The 25,445-nt window shown below is 49.3% G+C and carries 19 protein-coding genes and 1 other RNA gene; 13 read left to right on the top strand and 7 right to left on the bottom strand.

What is annotated here, in order from left to right; genetic code table 11:
- Nucleotides 1–9 precede the first annotated feature (9 nt).
- A complete protein-coding gene (locus tag AS151_RS10645) occupies nt 10–1,524 on the bottom strand; it encodes an AAA family ATPase (protein ID WP_071517034.1) in 1,515 nt (504 codons plus the stop codon).
- 97 nt (nt 1,525–1,621) lie between these two features.
- Entirely contained in the window at nt 1,622–1,987 is a 366-nt protein-coding gene (locus AS151_RS10640) for a hypothetical protein (RefSeq protein ID WP_071517033.1), read from the bottom strand.
- A 358-nt stretch (nt 1,988–2,345) separates the two neighbouring features.
- Between AS151_RS10640 and AS151_RS10635 the strand changes: the two genes are divergently transcribed.
- Entirely contained in the window at nt 2,346–4,373 is a 2,028-nt protein-coding gene (locus AS151_RS10635; RefSeq protein WP_071517032.1) for a protein kinase, read from the top strand.
- A 6-nt stretch (nt 4,374–4,379) separates the two neighbouring features.
- On the opposite strand, the gene rsmG is transcribed toward AS151_RS10635, so the two are convergent.
- Nucleotides 4,380–5,123, bottom strand: a complete 744-nt coding sequence (gene rsmG, locus AS151_RS10630; protein WP_071517031.1) for a 16S rRNA (guanine(527)-N(7))-methyltransferase RsmG — start codon at nt 5,121–5,123, stop codon at nt 4,380–4,382.
- A 260-nt stretch (nt 5,124–5,383) separates the two neighbouring features.
- On the opposite strand from rsmG, the gene AS151_RS10625 reads away from it, so the two are divergent.
- The 4 genes from AS151_RS10625 to arsS all read left to right on the top strand — a co-directional run bounded on the left by AS151_RS10625 (nt 5,384) and on the right by arsS (nt 9,835).
- On the top strand, nt 5,384–6,754 hold the full coding sequence (locus AS151_RS10625) for a HAMP domain-containing sensor histidine kinase (protein ID WP_071517030.1): 1,371 nt from the start codon (nt 5,384–5,386) through the stop codon (nt 6,752–6,754).
- An 86-nt stretch (nt 6,755–6,840) separates the two neighbouring features.
- The gene (locus AS151_RS10620; RefSeq protein WP_071517029.1) at nt 6,841–7,515 is read left to right on the top strand and encodes a response regulator transcription factor; all 675 of its coding nucleotides are present in this window, start codon (nt 6,841–6,843) and stop codon (nt 7,513–7,515) included.
- A gap of 142 nt (nt 7,516–7,657) precedes the next feature.
- Nucleotides 7,658–8,626, top strand: a complete 969-nt coding sequence (gene arsM, locus AS151_RS10615; protein WP_071517028.1) for an arsenosugar biosynthesis arsenite methyltransferase ArsM — start codon at nt 7,658–7,660, stop codon at nt 8,624–8,626.
- A 213-nt stretch (nt 8,627–8,839) separates the two neighbouring features.
- Nucleotides 8,840–9,835 carry an arsenosugar biosynthesis radical SAM (seleno)protein ArsS gene (gene arsS, locus AS151_RS10610; protein ID WP_071517027.1) on the top strand — a complete coding sequence of 332 codons (996 nt, stop codon included), beginning with the start codon at nt 8,840–8,842 and terminating at the stop codon, nt 9,833–9,835.
- Nucleotides 9,836–9,872: 37 nt separating this feature from the next.
- Here the strand turns inward: arsS and AS151_RS20760 are convergent, their stop codons facing one another.
- Together AS151_RS20760 and AS151_RS10595 are read right to left on the bottom strand one after the other, a co-directional pair.
- Entirely contained in the window at nt 9,873–13,145 is a 3,273-nt protein-coding gene (locus tag AS151_RS20760; protein ID WP_084639512.1) for an EAL domain-containing protein, read from the bottom strand.
- A gap of 629 nt (nt 13,146–13,774) precedes the next feature.
- Nucleotides 13,775–14,218, bottom strand: a complete 444-nt coding sequence (locus tag AS151_RS10595) for an Rrf2 family transcriptional regulator (protein WP_071517071.1) — start codon at nt 14,216–14,218, stop codon at nt 13,775–13,777.
- A gap of 338 nt (nt 14,219–14,556) precedes the next feature.
- Between AS151_RS10595 and AS151_RS10590 the strand changes: the two genes are divergently transcribed.
- The 7 genes from AS151_RS10590 to clpB all read left to right on the top strand — a co-directional run bounded on the left by AS151_RS10590 (nt 14,557) and on the right by clpB (nt 21,481).
- Nucleotides 14,557–14,973: an AbrB family transcriptional regulator gene (locus AS151_RS10590; RefSeq protein ID WP_071517025.1), complete on the top strand. Its 417-nt coding sequence runs from the start codon at nt 14,557–14,559 to the stop codon at nt 14,971–14,973.
- Between the two features lie 522 nt (nt 14,974–15,495).
- A complete protein-coding gene (locus AS151_RS10580) occupies nt 15,496–16,992 on the top strand; it encodes a HAMP domain-containing sensor histidine kinase (RefSeq protein WP_071517023.1) in 1,497 nt (498 codons plus the stop codon).
- Between the two features lie 113 nt (nt 16,993–17,105).
- Complete coding sequence (locus AS151_RS10575; RefSeq protein WP_071517022.1) at nt 17,106–17,372, top strand: YciI family protein; 267 nt, start codon at nt 17,106–17,108, stop codon at nt 17,370–17,372.
- Between the two features lie 81 nt (nt 17,373–17,453).
- Nucleotides 17,454–17,550, top strand: an RNA gene (gene ffs, locus AS151_RS10570) — signal recognition particle sRNA small type.
- Nucleotides 17,551–17,698: 148 nt separating this feature from the next.
- Nucleotides 17,699–18,091, top strand: a complete 393-nt coding sequence (locus tag AS151_RS10565; RefSeq protein ID WP_071517021.1) for a hypothetical protein — start codon at nt 17,699–17,701, stop codon at nt 18,089–18,091.
- Between the two features lie 22 nt (nt 18,092–18,113).
- Nucleotides 18,114–18,578, top strand: coding sequence for a hypothetical protein (locus AS151_RS10560; protein WP_071517020.1), 465 nt, complete (start codon nt 18,114–18,116; stop codon nt 18,576–18,578).
- A 281-nt stretch (nt 18,579–18,859) separates the two neighbouring features.
- Nucleotides 18,860–21,481 carry an ATP-dependent chaperone ClpB gene (clpB, locus tag AS151_RS10555; protein ID WP_071517019.1) on the top strand — a complete coding sequence of 874 codons (2,622 nt, stop codon included), beginning with the start codon at nt 18,860–18,862 and terminating at the stop codon, nt 21,479–21,481.
- Nucleotides 21,482–21,524: 43 nt separating this feature from the next.
- On the opposite strand, the gene AS151_RS10550 is transcribed toward clpB, so the two are convergent.
- Together AS151_RS10550 and AS151_RS10545 are read right to left on the bottom strand one after the other, a co-directional pair.
- Nucleotides 21,525–22,718 carry a GNAT family N-acetyltransferase gene (locus tag AS151_RS10550; RefSeq protein ID WP_071517018.1) on the bottom strand — a complete coding sequence of 398 codons (1,194 nt, stop codon included), beginning with the start codon at nt 22,716–22,718 and terminating at the stop codon, nt 21,525–21,527.
- A gap of 80 nt (nt 22,719–22,798) precedes the next feature.
- A complete protein-coding gene (locus AS151_RS10545; protein WP_071517017.1) occupies nt 22,799–23,479 on the bottom strand; it encodes a RibD family protein in 681 nt (226 codons plus the stop codon).
- A gap of 247 nt (nt 23,480–23,726) precedes the next feature.
- On the opposite strand from AS151_RS10545, the gene AS151_RS10535 reads away from it, so the two are divergent.
- Nucleotides 23,727–24,653, top strand: a complete 927-nt coding sequence (locus AS151_RS10535) for a pentapeptide repeat-containing protein (RefSeq protein WP_071517015.1) — start codon at nt 23,727–23,729, stop codon at nt 24,651–24,653.
- Nucleotides 24,654–25,445 lie beyond the last annotated feature (792 nt).

Raw genomic sequence — 25,445 nt, 5'->3', positions numbered from 1 at the left:
GAAAGCCTGTTAGAACTCCAGCCGCTGGTATTCGGCGACGGAGGATGCAGCTGGACGCGCACGCTGCCTGGCCCAATCTCGCAAGGCTGTTACCTGTTCGGTCATGGTCTTCGATAGAGGCAACGTCGCTTTGATTGCGGCGATGATGTCCAGCTGGGTAAATTCTCTTTCTTGAGCAAACGCTTCGTACATGGCAGCGACGATCGCTTGCTCGATTTCTGCGCCGGAGAACCCTTCGGACACTTTGGCTAGTTGTTCGAGGTCGAAGCGAGAAATGTCTCGGCGGCGCTTGGATAGGTGAATTTTGAAAATGGCTTGACGTTCTTCTGTGGTTGGTAAATCCACAAAGAAGATTTCATCGAAGCGACCTTTGCGGAGAAATTCCCCTGGCAAGCGTTCTACCCGGTTCGCTGTTGCCATGACAAATACTGGGGAGGTTTTCTCTTGCATCCAGGTAAGAAAAGAACCAAAAATCCGACCAGAAGTACCCCCATCGGAGTCCGCAGAACCACCGCTACCGGAGAAGGCTTTGTCTAACTCGTCGATGAACAGGATAGCTGGGGAAAGGGATTCGGCGGTTTTCAGGGCGTTGCGCAGGTTGGCTTCGGATTTGCCAACGGTGGAACCGTCGTACACGCGCCCCATATCTAGTCTCAGCAGCGGCAATCCCCACAGACGCGAGGTGGTTTTTGCCACGAGGGTTTTCCCACATCCGGGAACGCCCAAAATCAACATTCCCTTGGGCTGGGGCAAGCCGTACTCCCGTGCCCTTTCCGTAAAGGCGTCGGCGCGCTGGCGCAACCACTTTTTCAGCTCTTCTACACCACCAATGGAATCAATGGTGTCATCTTCTTCTAGATAGTCCAGAATCCCGTTTCGCCGAATTAGCTGTTTCTTCTCCGATAGGACGATGTCTACTTCTGACTCGGTGAGCTGCCCCTTGGTGACGTGAGCTTTGCGATAAACTTTTTCCGCTTCGTCTTTGGTCAAACCAAGGGCAGATTTCAGAAGTTTTTCCCTCGTATCGGTAGATATGCGTCGGTTTCGACTTTTTTCCAGCTGCTGGGACAGAACTTCGTTGAGTTCTGACATGTTCGGCAGGGGAAAGTCAATGACAGCTACTTCCTTCTCTAGTTCGGTCGGAATTTGCTGTATTGGCGACATCAAAACGATGGTTTTGTGGGTGCCTTTGAAGCTGGCGATCGCATCCCGCAGATAGCGCGTTACCGGGGGCGAGTCAATGAAAGGATGGAGATCTTTGAAGATGTACAAACCAGGATCTTTTTGTCGCACAACCCACTCTATGGCTGCCTCCGGCGAAACTGTATTGTGTTGGACTGACTGACGCGGGCGATCGCCATACTCTACGATCCCGTGTGTCACTGTCCACAAATATACGCTTCGCTGGGGTTTCTCTTGTTGAGCAATTGTCGCAATCGCCCTCTCGGCACGCTCCTCTTCAGAAGTCACCAAATAAATTAAGGGATATTGAGCTTTGACCAGGGTACTTAGCTCTTCTTGCATAATCGACCTCCTAGAGACAGGGCTGACATTGCTCACCCCTGCGAATCACTGTTGGCACTCCGACACATCTACGACTTGGGTTTTCAGGATGTTGTTGTTAACAGGGAACGAGTTCTTCTTCCCCTTCTTGCCCTTCTTGTTCGCGGTTTTGGCGAATTTGGCTGCTTTCGAGAGCCGATGTGATTTCGCCATCTTCCAAAACTTTGGGCTGGTTCTTGAGGGAGACCGCTTCTCCACTGCGGAGAACGAAATTCCCTTCGCATTCAGGACAGGTATAGACGCGGTGGGTCTTCCCTTTGGTTGTTTCTTCTACTTCCGCCACCACTTCAGCGTGTTCGAGGTAGAACTCAATGGCTCGCTGGGCGATCGCCGACATGGGTTCAGCGTCCACAGCCCCTCGAATTTTGAGCTTCCGGTGAAGTTCCGGCGGAATGTACAAGGTTACCTTCTGCTTCTGGTGCATAGGACTAAAGTTTACTTACCCGGGTATTGGTTACAACTTTAGCGGCTTTTCTAGGGGGTGTCAAGACCGAATAATGGTTTAACGTCAATTTTGTAATATTGCTTAACATTTTCACCGTAGGGAGTCGGGACTCGGAAGGTTGCAATTCCCGACATGCGGTCGTTCGAGAAGATAGAAGATCGAAGTAGGAACACCATCTTGGAAGCTGCTTGTCTCGGCAGCCCGATAAGGCAAAATAGTTATTGTGTTGATAGGAACGCTAGAGCCAATTTCAGTTCCCCGTGGGCACGGTCAATTGATAAATATCGAAAACGCCCCATCTCCCAAGCTTCCCATCCTGCAAAAGGAAACATCCCCAATGGGCAACTTCCCAGATTTCACCTCAAAAGGCTATCAAGTCATTCGCGAACTCGGCACATCGAGACAAGGCGGTCGCAGCACCTATTTAGCGCGGCGTATCGATGCTGCCGACAGTACCGCGACACAACAGGCTGTCATTAAATATTTTCAATTTGATAACGCCACCGCGAAATGGTCCGGGTTTCGTGCCATCGAGCAGGAAGTACAGGTCTTGCAAAACTTAGACCATCCCGGAATTCCGCGCTATCTTGATGCGTGGGAATTGTCCCATGGTTTTGCTTTGGTGCAAGAATATAAACCAGCTCAGTCTTTAGCCACATCGTGCATTTGGAGTCCAGAGCAAATCAAACAAATCGCGATCGCAGTTTTAGAAATCCTGCAATACCTGCAAGAACAGGTACCCCCCATCATTCACCGAGATATCAAACCAGAAAATATCCTCATCGACGAAGAATCGCTACAAGCCTATTTAGTCGATTTTGGCATTGCCCAGATAGGAATGGCGCGATCGCAGCTCACCGATACCACCGCCGGCACCTTTGGGTTCATGGCACCCGAACAGCTTTACAACGACGAACTAAGCACCGCCACCGACTTGTACGGTTTGGGAACCACATTAATCACTTTACTCACCGGCACTCCCTCCTACGCCATCGGTCAGCTATTTGACTACAACAGCAACCGCTGGCAATTTCGCCATTTGCTCTCCCACCTCAGCCGGCAGTGGTTGGATTGGCTAGATAAAATGGTTGCCCCCAACCCCCGCCATCGTTTTTCTTCAGCAGCGGCTGCCCTCCACGCCTTGAAACCCATCGCCGTTCGCCGCACCCCCATTTTAAAAATTCATAATTTTCCCGACCTGTGGCAAGCCACCATTTTAGAAGAACAACTGCAACGGCAAATTGCCCTCACCAACGACGTTCCCGCAACCACCTTGCAGGGTCATTGGACCATTGTCGAACATCCCCACGATCCGCCATCATCAAAATACCACCCATGGATTCATATTCAACCCACCCATTTTGAGGGCAACGAAATTCGCTGCCAGCTAAGCATCGATACCAGCCAGCTCAAAGCAAACAGCACCTACGAACGGACCCTCAAACTGCACACCAACGCCGTCGAACCCACCTACACGCTGCCTTTGCGGGTTCGCACTGCCTCCATCCCCACCGGCGTTCCCCAACTGCCCCATAAATGGCTGCTGGGATTATTTTTGTTGGTTTTTGCTACCGTGGGATTGGCTATAGCCAGCGTTGGTACAGTCGGTGCGATCGCGTTAGCCGGTGTTGGTGGTGGCGTGGTGGGCACTTGTTTTGGCAGTTTGAGCTTTCTCAACCCCAGCTACCAAAACAGTAGCAGTATCGTCGAAAAAATCTTTCTCCCCATCCCAGCTACCGCCATCTCCGCCATTGTCGTGGTCTTGGCAAGTTGGTGGGGAACGGGTTTGGGGAATTTACCCATCGCTATCTTATTTGGTGCCATCAGCGGCAGTTTATCGGGGTATTTCGCCGCCAAATGGGGATTTTGGGATTTTCAAGAGCAAAGCCATCCCGCTGCCTCCCAGATACAGTTTGGCACCATCATTGGCGGTATCGCAGGCATGTTGGCGGGAATTCCCATCGGCGGCAAACTTTCCCAACTGGCGGTATCGGCTACCGATATCGGTCGTTTGCTGACTATTGGTCTGTTGCTGGCAATTTTGGGGGGTGCCGTCGGAACGGCGTTAGGCGTCGCTACTCGTATTTGGGGTTATGCCATTTATCAGTATTTAAAACAACGCAAATTGCCTCAGTGGATTGCCGTGGCAACGCCAGTGCTGACTGTGGGTTCGGCGTTGAGTTTGGTGGTGGGTTGGGGATTGCGATCGCTTTTGGATATAACAGATTTATGGCTATCGGTGGTTTGGGTTGTAGCTACCGCCTCCAGCATTTCCCTGGTTGCCCTCATCCTCTATTTTTACCTGCGGCGTTTGTGGGTTGTTGTTTCCTACCGTCGCTACGAACAAAATTTAATCGAACCCTAGATAGGATTATCCGCCTCGTTTTTTCTTAACATTGTTTCGCGGAAACTGGGATGGCGTGGATGCCGTTTTGCGGATATAGATATAATGGCGATCGCTTTTGTTCATCGGCGTCGGCTGTTGTGCGATGGCAGCGATTTCCCCTCCCAACTCCGCCACCGCCACTTGTAACTGTTTCTCCTGTTCCTTCTCCCAACCGCCGCGATACAAAACCGCCACGCCTCCCACCTGCAACAACGGCAAAGCATATTCCGCACAAACCGCACTGGGGGCAACCGCACGCAACAGAGCAATGTGGTATTGTTCCCGATAAGCCTCTTGTTGTCCTAATTTTTCCGCGCGATCGCAATAAGGTACCACATTTTCCAATTCCAAAGCCCCAGCCATCGTACGCAAACAGGCAATTTTCTTACCAATCGAATCCAACAACGTCACCCGCCATCGGGGAAACACAATCGCCGCCGGAAACCCCGGAAACCCACCCCCCGTACCAATATCAACAACCCGAATTTCCTCACCACCCCAATCCCAGTTCTCCAGCATCTGAAAATACGGTAAAATGCCGCGTACCGAATCCCAAATATGCTTTTCCCAAAACTCCTCAGATTCGGTAATGCGCGTTAAATTCACCTGGCGATTCACCTGACAAATTTGCGCGTATAGCTGTTGAAATTTCTCTTGCTGTTCCCCACTCGGTTGCCACCCAGTCGTCTGCAACCACACCTGTGGCATCAATGGTAGTTTTTCTATCATAGAAGTCACCGATAGTTTTTCGTTGACAAATACAACTACTTGTCAACAAATCCACTCTTGACAAATTCAAGAGAGGGACTATCTACCAAAGCCTTGAGAAAAATTCACCATTAAGGTCACGATCCATCCATTCTTGCGTGGAAGGTGACTTAATCTTTTTACGACCACCTAAGTTCTTGACGATTTCTCCTGTCGATCGTTGTGAATATATATTAGCAAATTAATCACTGTTTAACAGCCCCTTTTCCCCCTCCTCAACCATGTTCCAAACCACCCGCCGCCGTCTAGCCATCTGGTACGCCACCGTCACGGCAGTATTGCTGCTGCTGTTTGCCAGTGGCGTATATTGGTATTTTCGCACGACGCTCATCGATCGCATAGACGATACCCTCAACCACGTGACAGAAGTGGTGGCGCAATCGTTGGTTATCGAACCCACCCCAGACAACCCCAGTGGTTTGCGTTTGAACTTAGAAGCCAGCCTCAACCAACGGGAACAATCCCTCGACGACGACCGTTTGGATATTGAATGGTTCAATACCAGAGGCAAACTCCTGTGGTCAACTTGGTGGGATCCTCCCGATGTTCCCCTCAATCCCCACTGCGAAAAACAAACGGTGGATTTGGGAGATGGTCAGCTTTTGCGCCAAATCACCAAACCTCTAGTAGTTCACCAGCAAATGCTGGGATACCTGCGGGTTAGCCATCCTTGGTTTGAAGTGACCAAACCTACCCGCAAGCTGATTGTCGATTTAAGCATTGCTTCGGCGGTGGCGATTGTTTCGGTGGGAACCATTGGTTGGTTTCTGTCGGGGTTGGCGATGAAACCAGTGCGCGAATCTTACCAACGTTTAAAACAGTTTACCGCCGATGCTTCCCACGAAATGCGCAATCCCCTGGCAACAATTCAAACCAACGTACAAGTGGCGCTGGCGGAGGCGGAGGCGGAAAAGTTACCCATTCACCAACAGCTGCAATTGGTGGAACGTTTGACCAGGCGATTGGGTCGCTTGGTTGACGATTTGTTGTTTTTGGCGCGTCAGGATAGCGGCGCTGGCATTTCCCAATCGGAAGAGGTGGCTTTGGATGCGTTGCTATTAGAAATTGTAGAAGAACAAAAAGCGATCGCGGCAGAAAAACAAATTTCCCTATCTCTAGATATTCGCGAACCAGAACATTTATCTCTAGACCCCGATTATTGGTTTGTGGTCTCTGGCAATCAAAACCAACTGGCGCGTTTGTTTACCAATTTAATTGGCAATGCCGTGCAATATACCCCTTCCCATCCCCAGGCGCAGGTAACGGTGGAAATTGGCTACGGCAAAAACCACGCCAGCCATGCCACCACTACCAGCAAAAGCCACAGCGACCAAGGATGGGTGCAGGTGACGGTTCGCGATAATGGCATTGGCATCCATCCCGATGCGTTACCCCATATTTTCGATCGCTTCTATCGTGTCGATCCTACCAGGTCGCAAGGTATTGAATCTGGGTCGGGATTGGGATTATCCATTTGCACTGCCATTGTTGCCAACCACCACGGCGATATTCACGTAGACAGCGAACCCCAAAAAGGCACCACGGTGCGGGTGGCGTTGCCGGCGGTAACGGTAACGGCAGAAAAATCCTAGTTTGGCAGATAGATCGAATTCATATCGACAATGACTTGGGTTGCGATACCATAAAAAGGATCGTATTGGCGCAGCCCTAAAAAACCATGACAGGACATATTCTGGTTGTGGAAGATGAAGCCAACTTGGCTCGTCTGTTAGAAACCGAATTAAAATACGAAGGCTACGAAGTTACCGTGGCTTACGAGGGATTGGAAGGTTTGAGTGCGGCGCGGGATAAGCAACCGGATTTAATTGTGTTAGATTGGATGCTTCCCAATTTGTCGGGGTTGGAACTTTGTCGCCGCTTGCGCACCACTGGGGATAAAGTACCGATTATTTTGCTGACGGCGAAAGATGAAGTTAGCGATCGCGTGGCTGGTTTGGATGCTGGTGCCGATGATTACATCGTCAAACCTTTCAGCGTTGAAGAAATGCTAGCACGAGTTCGCGCCCATTTGCGCCGCTACCAGCCAGAAGACCCAGAAATTTTGCATTTTGAAGATTTAAGCCTCAACCGCCGCACCCGGGAAGTGTTTCGCAGCGATCGCGCCATCGAACTAACCCCCAAAGAATTTGACTTGTTAGAATATCTCATGGTTCATCCCCGACAAGTTTTAACCCGCGATCGCATTTTAGAACAAGTCTGGGGATACGATTTCATGGGCGATTCCAATATTATCGAAGTTTACGTACGCTACCTGCGCCTCAAACTAGAAGCCGAAAGCGAAAAACGGCTCATCAAAACCGTACGCGGTGTAGGCTATACATTGCGCGAATAACCAACATTGGCAAAATCAATCCTTTTCTCAGCAGCCATTGACAGATTTTCTCAGGAAAAATTAATGAAAATATAGTCCAATAGAAAACAAGCAATTGCAAACCAGGTTACGATCGAACAATCCCGATAATCCAGTATTTACTATGAGCTACCTCGAAACCACTGCCAACTTTTACCGCGACGTTGCCGAAACCCCAGAAACCGGGCTGTGCTGCGTACAAAACAATCCCCAACAACTCCCCGGGTTGAACATCCCATCCGTCATGCAAGAAATGAACTACGGCTGCGGCACCACCGTGCAACCCACAGAACTGGTTGGTTCGCCCACAGTTCTCTATATCGGCGTTGGCGGTGGCTTGGAAGCCTTGCAATTTGCCTATTTCTCCCGCAAGCCAGAAGCCATTATTGCCGTGGAACCCGTGGCAGAAATGCGAGAAGCCGCCCAACGCAATTTAGCTCTCGCTGCCGAAAGCAACGATTGGTTCGACCCCAACTACGTCAAAATCGTAGAAGGGGATGCCTTTGCTTTACCAGTTGCCGATAATTCTGTGGATATCATCGCCCAAAATTGCCTTTTTAATATCTTTGAACCCAGCGACTTGCGCAAGGCTTTACAAGAAGCGCATCGGGTTTTAAAACCAGGGGGTCGCCTTTCCATGAGCGATCCAATTGCTACGCGCCCCATTCCCGAACATTTACAAAAAGACGAACGCTTGCGTGCCATGTGTTTGTCGGGGGCATTACCCTATGAAGAGTACGTGCAGCATTTGATAGATGCTGGTTTTGGTACGGTAGAAGTTCGCGCCCGTCGCCCCTATCGCTTGTTAGAAGCAAAAACTTATAATTTAGATAGCGATTTGCTGTTAGAAAGTTTGGATACGGTGTCTTCTAAAGTTCCAGTTCCCGCCGACGGTGCCTGTGTTTTTACTGGCAAAACAGCCATTTATCGCGGTTGTCAAGAAAGTTTTGACGATGGCGATGGTCATATTTTACAACCTGGCGTGCCGGCTTCGGTTTGCGATAAAACGGCTAAAAAATTAGCTACGAATTTTCCCGAAGATATTTTGGTTACCGATTCCACCTGGCATTATTTTGGTGGCGGTTGCTGTTAGGGAAGTTATCGATACATTCTTCATTGTGGGGAAATAAAATTCGTACGAGATGATGGGATTTTGTGGGTGGTGGGCAATGCCCACCCTACTTGATTTCTATATTGTGGGGAAATAAAATTCGTACGAGATGATGGGATTTTGTGGGTGGTGGGCAATGCCCACCCTACTTGATTTCTATTTAATTTTAATTGAAGACAATTTTGGGAGTTGATGATGGTTCAGACGACACGAATTACGCCGTTTGCAAGAAAATTAGATGCGCCATTTCGCAAACATACGATTAACGTTTTGCAGGTTAATTTGGGAAAACGCTGCAATTTGGCTTGCACGCACTGTCATGTGGAAGCTAGCCCCAAACGCACGGAGGAACTTTCTCCCCAAACCTGCGAACAGTTGTTGGAAATTATCCGCCGTTTTCCCCAAATTGATACGGTGGATTTGACGGGTGGTGCCCCGGAAATGCTGTATGGCTTTAAAGCGATTGTTCGGGAAGCGCGCCGACATGGTAAAAATGTTATTGTACGCTCCAATTTAACTATTTATTTTGAACCGGGATATGAGGATATTCCGGAATTTTGCCAGCAGCATCAAACGCAAATTGTGGCTTCTCTGCCTTGTTATTTACAAGATAATGTGGATAAAATGCGCGGTGCTGGGGTTTACGATGCATCGATTGATGCTTTGCAATGGTTGAATCGTTTGGGATACGGGAAAGACCCGCAGTTAATTTTGGATTTGGTTTACAATCCTCAGTTGCCGAAGACTGCCGATGATTTTTCGCTGCCGCCTTCCCAGGAGAAATTAACCCAAGATTACAAGCAGTTTTTACAGGAAAAGTTTGGGATTGTTTTTAATAATTTATATACTATTGCTAATTTGCCTGTGGGGCGTACCAAGGAGTATTTGAAAAGACAGGATCTTCATCAGTCTTATTTGGCGTTTTTAGAGGATAATTTTAACGCTTCGACGGTAGAATATCTGATGTGTCGCAACGAACTTTCGGTGGATTATTTGGGCAATGTTTACGATTGCGATTTCCATCAGATGGAAGGGTTGCCTGCGAAAAGCAAAACGGGAGAACCGGTGACGTTACAGATGCTGTTGGAGGCAAATCGTTTGGATGTGATTGATGAGATTCAAACGGCTGCCTACTGCTATGGCTGCACGGCTGGTTGTGGTTCTAGTTGTGGGGGTGCTTTATTGGAATAAGAAATTGGGGTGGGCGATGCCCCGCCCTACATAAATCTTAACAATTGCGATCGCGCAGCCATAATTCCAAGGCTTCCCCAGCTAAGGGATGCCCAAACCAGTATCCCTGACCGTAGTGACAGCCCAAGTTTTGCAGGTATTGGTATTGATTTTCTGTTTCTACACCTTCCACGACAACTTTTAATCGCAAACTTGCTGCCAATCCCATAATGGTACGAATAATGGCTTGATTTTCCAGGCGGTTTTCTACTTCTTTGACAAAGGAGCGATCGATTTTTAAATGGTTGATGGGAAAGCTATGCAGGCGACCTAAAGAAGAATAACCGGTGCCAAAATCGTCAACTGACATGGAAATGCCATTTTGGCGTAGTCGATTTAATCGGAGAACTACTTCGTCGCTGTTGGCGATCAAAACGTTTTCGGTGATTTCTATGCATAAGTTGCGACCGGGTAATTGGGTTTCTTGCAGGATTTCGCTGATTTGGTGGGTAAAATTGCTGCGGTCGAACTGACGACCGGAAACGTTCACGCTGATGGTGATGTTGCTATCTACCAAACCACAAGTTTGCCACTGTCGCATTTGCTGGCAGGCGGTTCGCATCACCCACTCTCCCAGGGGCAATATGAAACCGCTTTCTTCGGCAATGGGGATGAATTTTCCGGGAGAGATAATTCCCCATTGGGGGTGGTGCCATCGCACTAGGGCTTCAAATCCGATTAGCTGGCGATCGCACAGGGATATAATAGGCTGATAGTGCAAATACAGTTGTTCTCTTGCTAAAGCCTGGCGTAACTCACTTTCTAGTTGCAACTGCGAGATGGCAGAAGCGTGGATGTTACCATCAAAAACGACGTAGCTGCCTTTGCGGTTGTATTTGGCACGATACATGGCAATGTCGGCATCCCGCATCATATCTTCAGTTCTGGCGTAGGGGGTTTGCGTGAGGGGATGGCGGCTGAGGGTGATGCCAATGCTGGCACTGCTGGAAACTTCGTAACCGCGGATGGATATATCTTGATGCAAACAAGCTTGTAGGCGGTTGGCAGTTTCGATGGCATTGGTGACGCTGTCAATATCCCACAGTAAAATAGCGAATTCATCTCCTCCCAAACGAGCAATGGTGTCTTCGCCGCGGATACATTGTTGCAACCGCATGGAAATTTGACGCAGAAACTCGTCTCCGGCTTGGTGCCCCAAACTGTCGTTAATGATTTTAAAACGGTCTAAATCTAGTAAAAGTAAGGTAAAAATGGTTTCCTGCTGCCGTTGAACCCAGTCGAGAGCTGCTTGCAAGCGATCTCCAAACAAAAAACGGTTGGGCAATCCAGTTAAATAATCATAGAAGGCATTATAGTTGAGGCGAGTTTCGGCTTGCTTGCGATCGCTTATATCTTCTACAACTCCTACATCATACAGAGGAATGCCCTTAGCATCCCGTACCAGGGAAACAGTGACGTTCACCCACCGTATGCTACCATTTTTGACCCTGTAGCGTTTTTCCATCTGATAGGAGTTAATTTGCCCAGACCACAAACGTTGGAAGTTCGTCAAAGTCCGTTCTGCATCTTCGGAATGAATTAGATCGTAAAAGGTCATCTGCCGCAGTTCGTCTTTGCTGTAGCCGACAATGGCACAAAATCCTTGGTTGACTTGAATGTATTGACCGGAGGCGTTGACTTGATAGATACCGACGGCGGCTTGCTCGAAAATAGCTCGAAATCGGCTTTCGCTTTCTTGTAAGGCAGAAAAAGAGGCGCGCAAAGTAGTCATATCGTACAGAACCACCATAGCAAAGGTCACCGAGCCGTAGCTATTGGTTTCTGGGAAACAGTGAGCTTGGTATTGTTTTTCCCCTAATGGTGTTTGCAGGTCAAATTCGATAAACTTTTCTTCTCCTGCTGTCAAAACTTCTTCGATGGTGCGGTCTAGGGTAGTTGCCAGTTGCACCGGTAGACCGATTTGGAAGTTGGTTTTGCCGAAATGTTCGTTTTGCGGTTTCCCGGTCATGGCTTCGATGGCGGGGTTGACATAGATGTAGCGGCGTTGGCGGTCAAAACGTGCGATAATATTGGGCGATCGCTCGGTGAGGTTTTTAAATTTGTGTTCTTTTAAGGTAAGGGCGGCTTCGGCTTTTTTGCGATCGCTGATATCAAACAGCAACCCATCCCACAAACAACTGCCATTCGCCTGGGGTCGGGGAATGGTTATGCCTTCTACCCACTTAATTTGCCCGGAAGGCACGATGATTCGCCACTGGTGCGACCATTTACTTTGGTTGGCAATCGCGGCATGAAGAGAGGCGCGCCATCCAGGTAAGTCTTGGGGATGAATACAGCGATTGAGTAAGTTAGGATTTTCTAACAAGGCTTGCGGTTCTATCTCGTATAGATTGCGAATGCCAGTACTGACGTAAGTAAACCGACCCTCCAGGCGATCGCCAAAGGATTGGTATTGCAGAATCACCCCAGGGATGTTTGCGGCTAGTTGGGAAAGTTGCAGGTGAGATTCTAGTTCGGATGGGATGGGGTGAATGGCAAATACCAACGATTGGGGCAATCCTTGCGTATCTCGAATCAAAGAAACGCTTTCCCAGAAAGAGAGGTAAGTGCCTTGGTTGTGCAAGTAGCGTTGGGTTTGGCAAAAACTGTTGCTTTCTCCGGTTACCAAGCGGTGGAGGCAATCGCGTTTTTGGGATAAATCGGCCGCTGGTACGAGGGATTGCCAGGTGAGTTGGCTGGTTTGCGCTGGGGAATATCCCAGAATTTGCTGGTATTTGCGATTGCTTTGCAACAGGCGACCGGTTTGCCAGTCGGCTTCGTAAATGCCTACGGGGATGCTGTCGAAAAGTTGAAAAAATGTTTCTGCTGTTGCTGCGTAGCGACGGTAGCGATCGCGTTTTTGTTGTAGGATGGATTGGCAAAATTGCTGTAACGTTGGTAGGTCGATTTGTTCCGTTTGCCAGTACGTGGAAGCGCCAAATTGGAGGGTATTGATGCCGCTGGCTTCGCTATCTACAATGGTAAGAATTGGGATATGGGGATGTTGTTGTTGGCGCTGGGATATCTGGGACAGAAAATGGCGATCGCCTGGTAAAATTCGGATGATATAAAGATCGTACTGCGATCGATTCCCCCCAGGTGGTTGCCAGCGACCAGCGGTTTCTAGGGGTGGCAAATTTAGGAAACAGGATTGATTTTGCTGCTGGAGTTCGATGGGTGGTTGTTGAATTTGCTGCAACAATCTTAGAAGATAGGAACACACTGCATCGTTGTCACCAATCAGCAAAATATGGAGCGCGTTCGATTTCATATCAACATAGACACAGGTAGTTATTTGGGCGGCTGTCAGTCTGCCTCTGCGGTGTTGACTGGGAACAATTTATTAAAGTTGGCCTTGAAAATTGCAAAAGTGGCAAATTGTCCGTGGGTGACAAGCATGCACAAACGTAATCATATTGTAGCTATATTTGTAGCCGTTGGACAGGAACCATTGCAGATAGTCATTAAAAATATACGAAAATTATAATGAATTTTGCCAAGCATTTCCCATTTCTATGAGATAACCTGATAGAAACCGGCTACCAGGTTCACCCACAGCAAGAGTAAAATCCCTGGCCAACTTGACAAAATCTCCCGAGGTCGTGTTTCATCCTTTCCGCATCTCGCGGACCAGGTTTGTTAGCATGTGACTGTTAGATGGGCATCGTGGCGATGGTTTCTCAGGATTCGGTACTCCAGTAGTTACAGCTTGGGTTTGTTGTGCCGGTCAGGGGAGTGCCACAGCGATCGCTGCCACCATTAATTTATCCAGCATTTGTTAATGTTTTCTGACCTGCAGCCATTCACCAGAAGCTACCGATTTCCACCGCTTTCCTTTTGCCATTCAACCAAGACGCCATTGAGGAATTTTCCTTTTGCAGAGTTGCTTGGGGAGCGCCCCTAAACGATAAAATTGGTTTGCTGTCCTTGGGAGGCTTGCCAACTACGGGCGTCGTAATATAAATCTTCTAGAGAAATGTTGTAAAGGGCCTCTTTTAGTTTTTGGTGCAAGTGGTTCCAAAGGGTAAATGTTACCCAATCTTCTGCTTGCTTGGCATTTCGTTGCCGTTGGGGTAATGGTTCAACCGTTTCGCCAACCGCTTCTAAAATTTGTCCCAAAGAAATTTGCGAAGCAGCTCTGGCAAGTTGGTAGCCACCCACCCGACCGCGAACCGCTCGTACCAATCCCGCTCTTCGCAGTTCGAGCAACAGTTTCTCGAGATAGGGAGCTGGTAAATTTTGCGATTGCGCGATCGCTTTTACCGAAGCCGGTTTGTTATCGGGTTGCAAGGCTAAAGCTAACATAGCCTTGACGCTATAGTGTCCGCGAGTAGTTAGTTTCATAGCGATCGATAGACCCCCAACAATAGTTTCCAGTTTGAGAAAAATGCGCCCCACCGACTCAATAGGAATGCCAGACCCATAGGTAGCTTCCCTAAAGAAGCAAAAGCAACCAAGGGGAGAAATTTTTGCTTTCTCCTGCTGTGCTTCCCCACTTGCCAGAGTTCGTTCGAAGCATGTCAAAATCCAACGGCCACCGCTTTGGCAAAGGCGGCAAAAAATAAACTCTTTTAGATTAATATAGTTTCACAACTTCGTGCAAAATTAGGGATCGAAATTTGGCAAAAGTCCGCTAAAATGAAAAGGACAAGGTAAGCGTTTATCGAGATAGATTGGCATTCATGAGCAAGAAAAAGACGGAACAACCTCTCGTTGGTGAAGCTCTCCTGGAAAAGGTCAAAGAGTTAGGGAATCTGAGTAGAGAAGACAAAGCGATCGCTTGCGGATACTACACCCATACGAAAAACGGCGTCAAACGGGTAAACATGATGAAATTCCTCAATGCTTTAATCGAAGCAGAAGGAATTCAACTAGACCGCAAGCAAGGAAGAAATGGTCGCGGCGGCCGCAGTGCCAGCTATCGAATTACCGTGCAATCTAACGGCAATTTGTTGATTGGTGCTGCCTACACCAAACAGATGAATCTCAAACCTGGGGATGAATTTGAAATTACCTTAGGACGCAAGCACATTCGTCTAAATAAAATCGACCAATCGGGAGACGTAGACGAAGAAGACGAAGAAGCGTTGGAAGACTAAGCATTTTCTTCTCCCATCCCAGCTTGACCCGGCCATGGTTGCGCTTGTCCATATTTTGCCCGCTTGGAATGGCCTGCATTGCATCTGCATCCCCCCTGCAGGTGCCGTGGGAAAAGGTATATCCGGCATGGTTTGAGGGAAAACAATTGATAAGTCTTGTTAAAGATGGCCTTTGCTTTCTCCTGGAACCATGCTGGCCCTTTGTCCTGCCAAGGGAGAAAAAATGGCAATATCTGCAATTGGCACTGGTGGGAATTGTCCGGCCAAAAGGAACTTGCTGCTTATTGCTAACAATCCTGCCAAATCTCCTCCCAGCCAACGGATATTGCTACCCCTAAGTTCGGTTGCTGCGAATGTTCAATTTGACGGCTAACCGGTATGTTGTTAGTAAAGATGCGGCTATCTCAAATTTGCCAATAATAAAAAAATCGTTAACATCTCCTTCGATTGCATACAAAATATCTTGTGCGTTTAAGTGCAGGAGGTGGCAAGCAGAGGAACCAACCTAGGGGGGAAGCTATCGTGGCACAACGGTTTTTACCAACAATCAGCGAACTTATAGCTGCCGGAACCAACCGCAATGCATCGGCACCTGTTCTCGACGCCAACCAAGCACAGCAGCAATGGATAGCAGCGATCGCGGCGTGGCAGGATCTGTTGCGCCAGCAGCTTCCAGAAGCTTCTAATACTCCAGTGGCGATGGATGCTCCCTTTCCCTTGGGAGTGGTTTTGTCGGGTCCGACGCCGGTCCTCAGCGATTCCAGATTGGGTGCGGTTCTGGCTAGCTGTACCTTTACCAATGCCGACTCCCACAGCAACTGGCAGGCGGCTTTGTTGCCTGTATCTCCCCAAGACCGGGATACCGCAGACACCTACAGCCAAACCATTTCCCTGTTTCCCGAAGACCCCCTCACCAGCGAACAATTTTGCCTGGTCTCCACCACCACTTTTTCGGTGGTCATGGCTTTGGGAGAAAACGCCAATGGGGAACTGGCTTTTCAATTTTCCTTCGACCCCGACGCCATCGAACAAGCCTGGCAAACCCTACGCCTGCGGTTGTTGGTGGGTGGATATTCCCAACGCTTGCAGCAGTTCGACCGTTGGCGCGATCGCTTTGCTCCCCCATCTGGGGACTACAAAATCGTTTCCGCCTTTACCCACCACCTGCTGCAACACCTCAGCGGCGTCGCTGCCGCCACCAGCCGCCACAGCCACCATCCCAGCGCCGATATTCCCAGCCACCGCCATCTAGAAACCAACGACGGTCAGGGTTCCTCCGATAACAGCCATACGTCCAGCGATGTAGAATTGTTGCAAGCGATCGCCCACGAAGTCAAAACCCCCCTCGCCACCATCCGCACCCTCACCCGGTTGCTCATGAGGCGCAAAGACCTGGCACCAGAAATTTTCAAACGCTTGCAAAGCATCGACTCCGAATGTACCGAACAAATCGATCGCATGGATTTGATTTTTCATGCCGTGGAATTGGAACGTTCCGCCGCCAAATCTACCTCGCCACCGCCGTCTCAAGCCACTTCCCTGCAAAGCGTCTTGGCAAGCTGCATTCCCCGCTGGCAAAAACAGCTCAAACGGCGCAACCTGAAACTAGACGTACTCTCGCCGCCGAAAACACCGCCAGTGGTCAGCGACCCGCAAATGCTGGAACGGGTACTTACCGGCATTATTGAAAACTTTACCAGTACCCTTCCCGCCGGCAGCCACGTGCAAGTGCAAGTCATGCTCGCTGGCAGCCAATTGAAATTGCAACTCAATACCAGCTGCCAACCCCCCGCGCGCAACTATCGAGAATCCAACCTCAAATCTTTGGGGCAATTGTTAATGTTTCAACCAGAAACCGGCAATCTCAGCCTCAACCTCACCGCCACCAAAAATCTCATTCAGAACATTGGCGGCAAGATGATCGTACGCCATCGTTCCCGGGAGGGGCAAGTGTTGACCATTTTCCTGCCTTCTAAAATGACCGCCGATCCCTCTACCAATCCATCTCCATCCCCCTAGCTAGAACAACGGAACCAAATTCAGCGCGATCGCTTCGTGTTATTGTGATTTTTTGGTACGGCAGCGATTGTTGGTTTTGGCTGCCACTTGTTTGTTGGGAAAGGAAAACGTCAATGCCTTGGTTTGTTAAAATCGAACGCGGAATTGTCGATAAGGAAATTTTCGACCAATACGTTCCCGCACACATCGCCTACGTAAAAGACCTCATTGCCAAAGGCTACGAAGCCAAAAGCGGCTATTGGAAGCGACGTGGCGGCGGTATGTTGCTTTTTGCTGCCGAATCTTGGGAAGAAGCCGAAAACATCGTGCAAGCTGACCCCCTGGTGAAACACGGTTGCGTTACCTACGAACTCTACGAGTGGTGTGTGGTGGTGGAATGAAGCGATCGCGGCCAAAAATAACCATTTTTTTCCCAAAAACTGGTTTCACAGTTTGGCAAGATGTGTGATAAGATCGAAGGTGACCTGGACCCACGCGGTCGCAACGCCCAAACCTTGTCAGGACCGGAAGGTAGCAGCAATACGGGATGCTTGCGATCGGCGTGGACTCCGGGTCCCTTTTTTTTAGGGACAGCCAACGGCAGTTCCTGCTTGCCTTTTTGCCACCCCTTAAACAAAATTCGCCAGGAAGTAGTAGGCATTTCGCTCCTCGACAATTTATCCTGGTATCAAGGCAACAGCAACGTTGGTTGAAGGAGTTTACTGCTATGAATAACTTCGCAGATTTGGTGCAAAAAGCTTTTTATATGGGGGTAGGATTGGCTTCCTACGCCGGCGAAAGAGCGACGACCACCATGACAGAATTGCGGCAAAATGCGCAAAAGTTGGCCGACGAACTGGTGGAACGGGGAGAAATGACTACCGAAGAAGCCAGACAGTTTGTCGAAGATATTGTCAATCGCGCGCAGCAGGAACAAGCCAAAGAAGACGCCAAAAAAGAACCCCGTTCCGAACCCCGTCGCATTGAAATTCTCGACGATGAAGAACCAACCCCCAGTGCTTCCTCTGGCAACGCTCAGGAAGAACCGGAAGATATCGACCACCTACGTCAGGAAGTCGAACGCTTGCAAGCAGAACTGCGCAACCTGAGGCAGGAATAAAATCGGGAACTAGAAGAAGATTATGCACGATTGGGTTAGAGAGTTTTGGGAATCGATCGAAACCACCACCAAGGAAACCGACCGCTGGTTTCAGGAAACTTCCCAACAAATAGAAGAAGTGGTCAAAGCGATCGCGCAAATGAGCGATGACGTATCTTTGCAAATTCAAGAAGCGATCGCCACCGAAATTGACCGCACCATTGGCGAATTTTTAGAACCGTTTGAAGACCCCTTTGACAGTTTTGACCGTTTCGACGATGGGAATGGATCGGCCCCTGCAGAGGGATACGAAGCTGTGGGCAACGTTCGTTCCCTAACCACCCTCGACTCCCTCCCCCGCTACCTGCCTCCCACCCCCAACCACCATCCAGCTTGCATTGGTTGCCGCCACTACCACGGCTACGTCTATCAAGGCCAAATGGTGGTCTGCGGCATGCATCCCTACGGTTGGGATACGGAAGACTGTCCGGATTGGGAAGCTGAATAAGCACACCCCCAACAGCCAGCGATCGCGTTGGGGAAAAGGAGTGGCTTGCCTGGAAAAGCAACCGCCAAAACCACCAAAGTCGGGAAACCAGACCTAAAAAGTGAGGGTTGCCATAAGAAACCAGCTACTTCAAAAATTTACAATAAAAAAGTAGAGATAACCAGAGATTCGCCAAAACAAAGTTAAGCTCTATTGGCACGGAAGCGGCAAAAAAATAAGAAAAAACTTCTAATTTTTGCCAAAAAATTGAATATACGTGCCAGGTAAAGGAGGGAGAATTTATGCAACCCACCAATCCCAATCAGTTTACCGAAAAAGCCTGGGAGGCTCTATCCACCACCCCAGATATTGCACGGCAAAACCAGCAACAACACATCGAAAGCGAACATTTAATCAAATCCCTGCTAGAACAAGAGGGATTGGCTAGCAGCATTTTCAATCGCGCTGGTGTCAACGTACAAAAGATTCGCGATCGCACCGAAGAATTTATCGCCAAACAACCGAAAGTTTCCGGGAATGCGTCTTCCTCCATTTATCTAGGACGCAGTTTGGAGACCCTCCTAGACAAAGCCGAAGAACATCGCCAAGGCTACGACGACGACTATATTTCCGTCGAACATATTATCCTAGCCTTTGCCAGCGACGATCGATTTGGCAAAAACCTCTACCAAGAATTTGGTCTTAGCGAAGCCAAACTAAAGGAGATTATCAAACAAGTGCGTGGCAACCAAAAAGTAACCGACCAAAACCCCGAAGGCAAATACGAAGCACTAGAAAAATACGGTCGCGATTTAACCCAACTCGCCAGGGAAGGCAAACTAGACCCAGTCATCGGTCGCGACGACGAAATTCGGCGTACCGTCCAAATTCTATCGCGACGCACCAAAAACAACCCCGTCTTAATTGGCGAACCCGGCGTCGGCAAAACCGCCATTGTGGAAGGATTGGCGCAACGCATTGTCAGCCGCGACGTACCGGAATCCCTGCAAGACCGGTGCTTGATTACCCTAGATATGGGTGCGTTGGTGGCGGGTGCCAAGTATCGCGGTGAATTTGAAGAACGCCTGAAAGCCGTTCTCAAGGAAGTCACCGACTCCGAAGGTCAAATCGTCATGTTCATTGATGAGATCCACACCGTGGTGGGTGCCGGTGCCACCCAAGGGTCCATGGATGCCGGCAACTTGCTCAAACCCATGCTAGCACGGGGAGAATTGCGCTGCATCGGTGCCACCACTTTGGACGAGTATCGCAAACACATCGAGAAAGACGCGGCTTTGGAACGCCGTTTCCAACCGGTATATGTCGGCGAACCGACCTTGGTGGATACCATTTCCATTTTGCGGGGTCTCAAGGAACGCTACGAAGTGCATCACGGGGTAAAAATTGCCGATAGTGCTTTGGTGGCGGCTGCTTCTTTATCCAACCGCTATCTCAGCGATCGCTACCTCCCCGACAAAGCCATTGACTTGGTAGACGAAGCCGCTGCCAAGCTAAAAATGGAAATCACCTCCAAACCCGAGGAAATCGACGAGATCGACCGCAAGATTTTGCAGCTAGAAATGGAACGGCTGTCCTTGCAAAAAGAAGACGATAGTGCCTCTCAGGAACGGTTGGAAAGTCTGGAAAAAGAATTAGCCAACCTAAAAGAGTCGCAATCGCAACTTAACGCGCAGTGGCAGTCAGAAAAAGAAATCATCGATCGCTTGCAGTCGGTGAAAGAAGAAATCGACCGGGTCAACGTTCAAATTCAAGAAGCCGAACGCAACTACGACCTCAACCGTGCCGCCGAATTGCGGTACGGCAAACTCACCGAACTGCAACAGCAACTGCAAGAAGCAGAAAATCAAATTACGGAAAGCCAGCAAAGCGGCAGCAACTTGTTGCGCGAAGAAGTAACCGACACCGATATTGCTGAAATTATCGCCAAATGGACGGGAATTCCCCTCAGCAAGTTGGTAGAATCCGAACGGGAAAAACTGCTGCACTTGGAAGAACAACTGCACGAACGCATTGTTGGTCAGGAAGAAGCCGTCCAAGCGGTGGCCGAGGCCATTCAGCGATCGCGCGCCGGTCTTTCCGACCCCAACCGACCCATTGCCAGTTTCTTCTTCCTCGGACCTACAGGGGTTGGCAAAACCGAACTGGCGAAAGCACTGGCAGCCAATCTGTTCGACACCGAGTCTGCTTTGGTCCGCATTGACATGTCCGAGTATATGGAAAAACACTCCGTCTCCCGCTTGGTGGGTGCGCCACCGGGATATGTTGGTTACGATGAAGGCGGTCAGCTGACGGAAGTAGTGCGCCGCCGTCCTTACTCGGTAATCTTATTTGATGAGGTGGAAAAAGCGCATCCCGATGTGTTTAATGTGATGTTGCAGTTGTTGGACGACGGTCGCCTCACCGACGGTCACGGTCATACGGTGGATTTTCGCAATACCATTATTATCATGACCAGCAACATCGGGTCTCAGTATATTCTGGATTTGGCCGCTGACGATACCCAGTACGAACAAATGCGCGATCGCGTTATGGAAGCCATGCGATCGCACTTCCGTCCGGAATTTCTCAACCGCATTGACGAAACCATTATCTTCCGCAGCCTCCGCAGCGAACAACTGCGGGAAGTGGTCAAAATCCAACTGCAAGAGTTGGAAGAACGCCTCAAAGAACGCAAGATGTCTTTGAAAATGTCCGACGAGGCCCTGGATTTCTTGGCGGAAGTGGGATACGATCCGGTTTACGGTGCCAGACCTTTGCGCCGCGCCATCGGTCGCTATCTAGAAACCGCGATCGCCAAAGCACTCCTGCGCAACGAATTCAGCGAGGGAGACACCATCGTGGTGAACGTGGAAGAAGAACGCCTCACCTTGAAGCGCCTATCTGCTGACATGGTAACCGCATAACCAAGAAAAACTGTAGGGTGGGCGGTGCCCACCCCCATAAAAATCAGCTTTCCTCCGTCTTTTTAAACGGGAGTTCTTCGTTGATGAGATCGATTTCCCGACGTTCCATTTCGTTGTACTCTTGGATGTAGGGATGGAGAATTTTGGTCAAACGCTGGTGGTAAAAACGGTGTAGGCTGTGATTTGCTTGCGCGGGGAATCCCCGTCGTTTTTTATGGCGACCGCCAGCGCCGGGGTCAAAATTTTGGATATTGTGTTCGATTCCCCATTGAATCGGCATGTAGTAGCAAGCTTCAAAGTGCAAAGAGTCAATATCGCGATCGCTTCCCCAGTAACGTCCGTATAAGTTATTTCCTTTGGCTACACAAAACGACATGGCAATTGGTTGGCGGGGGTCGTTTTCATCGTAACCAGCAACAAACAAAACCCGATGGCGGTAGTTGTGGTACAGATTTTCAAAAAAGGAACGGGTTAAATATTTGCTGCCAAAAAAGCCAAAGCGATCGCAGTGGTCGCTGTAAAAGCGGTACATGCGTCCAAACATAGCATGGGGAATCTCATCGCCATTGTAAGTTTCCACCCGAATTCCCGCCTTCGCCACCGCCTTGCGTTCCCGCTTGATATTGCGGCGTTGGTTGGCATTAAATGCCTTCAGATAGTCATCAAACGTCTGAAATCCCCGATTCTGCCAAACATAGCTGTGATGCATCCAACTGATAAACCCCTGGCGTTCCAAAATCGGTCGCCAATTAGGGTCTACATAGAGAAAATGACAGCCAGAAATCCCATTGCGATCGCAAAACGTATCAATTTCATGAACCATCAACGCCGTGAGTTCTTCCTCATCCTCTTCAGGGGAAATTAAAAACCGATATCCCGTCGCCGGCGTAAACGGACTCATCCCCAACAATTTGGGATAATATTCAATCCCCAGACGATAAGCCAAATCGGCAAACTGGTGGTCGAAGACAAATTCGCCGTAGCTGTGACCCTTTAAATACAATGGCGCTGCAGCCACCAACCTTCCCTGGCGACGGACCAACAAATGGTTGGGTAACCAACCCGTATTGGCAGTAGTACTACCAGAAGCTTCAATATCGTGTAGCCATTCCCATTCCAAAAACGGCGTTTCCAATGGCAAAGCCAGTTCGTTCCACTCAGCTTCGGAAACGTCGTCGATGCGATTGGTCCAGGTAACGGCGTAGTTCGACTGGTTCGAGGTTCGCTGTCTTAGCATGGCTTCTATAAAAAATTTCCAGATGGCCGGTTCGAGGTTTCCTCTTTAACAATGTAAAAGCTTTATAGGAATAGCGGCGATTAACGCACCACCCGATAGTGTAAAAATACCTCTTGCTGGTAGGGTTTGGCTTCCAACAACTGCAGGCGCGGTGCCACATCCGCAGCAAATCCCATACCATCCACCGGCGTTGGCGCGCGCGTACCCCCCAAAATCACCGGACAGACCGTCAACCAGAGTTCGTCAATCCCATCGATAGCAAACAGCGACGCCACCAGTTCTCCCCCTCCCAAAACCGCAAGGTGTTGGATGCCAGCATCCGCTATCGTACGCAGAGACTGGTGCCAATTCCCCTGGCGATCGTCCGTACTACCAATCAAAATCCGCTCAAATTCGCTGCGACCTTCCCATAAGGTAGCGCCCTCCGCTGTGGTTAGCAACCAACGGGGAATGGGTTGGCGAAAAAATGGCAGCGCCGCATCAATGGCAGCCGACGCCGAAGCCAAAATTTGTACCGGTTGTTCGGGTTGGCCGTTGGCTTGTCGCTGTTGGATTAAATTGGCATCCATCACTCGCATGGCCGTACCGCCGGCGCGTAGGGTACTCGCACCCATCAACACCCCATCCGCCGCCGCTACCTGGGTTTCTAAATGTTGCAAATCGGCAGCCGAACCGAAACCGGGATGCGATCGCTGGTAGTCAGCAATTTTGCCATCGGCACTCATAGCAAGCACCACTGTGGTATAAGGTCTTTTGGTCATTTTGCCACCATGGTCTCCTTGGGTATCCTCAACGTATCTATGTTTAGCATCTCGAACAACTGGTATGCTCGTTACGAGTGCCTTGAGAAAAGTGGCATGCTACCCAACCAACGTAGCCAAATCCGGGAATTTCTCCCATTGCCTGCAATCAAGACACTACCCAATCTGGCTGCAAATGCAATTGGTTCTGAAATTTTTGGATTTTTTGATGCCGAGCCTGCTTGTATAATGGATACATACAAACTCCATGGCCAACCAGAAACATCTTACGCTGCTGCAGCGTGAGCTCAAAGCCTGGAATCGATGGCGGGAAGACCATCCCCAAAACCGTCCAGACCTGAGCGGTGCATCCCTACGCAGGCGGAATCTGCGCGAATGCAACTTGAGTCAAAGCAACCTTTCTCAGGTGGATTTGCGCCAGGCAGATCTGTGTTTGGCTAGTTTGGAAGCAGCCAATTTAATGGGAGCCGACCTCACCGAGGCACTGCTGTATACCACCGACCTACGTCGCGCCAACCTCCGAGAAGCTATCCTCAAGGGGGCCGATTTAAGCGAAGCCAGCCTGGAAGCGGTCGATCTCTCCCTTGCCAACCTCAGCCACGCCAACCTCTCCCGCGCCGATTTAACCGAAGCAATTTTGTATACGGCCAATTTGCGGGAAGCCATCCTGGTGGATGCTGAGTTAATTCGTACGGATTTGCGGGAGGTGGACTTTAGCATGGCCAATCTCAAAGGCGCGGATTTGCGCAATGGTAACCTCAGCTGTGCGATTTTTTCCCTGACCAATTTGGTTGGCGCTACCCTGACGGCTTCCAAGCTGACCCAAGCCAATTTGAGTTTGGCCAATTTGTGCATGGCCAACGTCATGGGAGCCGATTTGCGGGAAGCTAAGTTGATTGGTGCCAATCTGATTGGTGCTAATTTTTATACGGCCAATCTCTCCCAAGCCGATATTCGGGAAGCCGATTTACGCGAAGCAGCGCTCAGCAAGGCAAATTTTGAACGAGCCAATTTGCAGCATGCGGATTTGAGTATGGCCAATTTGCGGGAAGCCAATCTGGATGGTGCTTTTTTGGAGGGAGCCAATCTCCATAAGGCGAATTTATGGAGTACGTCTTGGGAAGGAGCGCGGTTGCAAGGTGCGATTATGCCAGATGGTACTCGCCACGATTGATGCCAAATCCACTACAAATGGAACCGGTAGGGTCTTTAAACAGTGAGTCGCAAATTGTTCCTACGAAGTTTTTGTGGTCTAGACACATCGGATTTGGTTAGGATTTGTATGGTTGATTGCCTGCTATATGGAAGCGAGCATTTCACAAACAATGTCTCTGTGGTTCTAATGAAAAAAATACCTAGTCATTGATTGACCCGGAAATATACCAATAGCATTTTTTCAAAAAACTTGCTACGTTCAAAGTATGGAGGCGAGGAACAGTTAGGAAATGATGTTGCTAGGTACTTGTCAAGAACCGATCGAATTGTTAAGATAGGTTAAGAAGCCGTCGAGGTTTCCCGTTCGAGCTTCTCGAACGCATCCTGTATTGCAGGATTTTCATTTGCCAGATCCAATAGGTATTCCTGCTTCCTGTAGAGCTTGCATTTTCCCGAACGGTTCTGGTGGTGCAGCTGAGTTTTTGCTCGTTCTTCCAGTTGGTTGGAAATTGCCGGTACCAAAACTTATGCAAAAATTAAGAAAGTCTGGTATGAGAATCGCAGTTCGTTCCTCTACATCTATATCTATATCTATCGGGGGAATTGGCACTTGGGAGCATGCTTGTTAGGGGTGGATAGCACCAAGCGTCATTTTTGGGGAATGCGATCGCTACTGCCAGATATGACAGCGATCGGAAAAAGCGTATTAGCCGCTTTGAGGAGTTTGTAAGTTATGTTTCGTTTCCAAATCGTCTATCAAAGTGATTACGATCGCTGCCTTTTTTCTAATTCAACTGATAAATTGGACTTG

Origin of the sequence: Geitlerinema sp. PCC 9228 (genome assembly GCF_001870905.1) — a bacterium.
Classification (GTDB): domain Bacteria; phylum Cyanobacteriota; class Cyanobacteriia; order Cyanobacteriales; family PCC-9228; genus PCC-9228.
The sequence above is the reverse complement of the archived record's forward strand: the minus strand, read 5'-3'. Positions and strand labels throughout refer to the sequence as shown.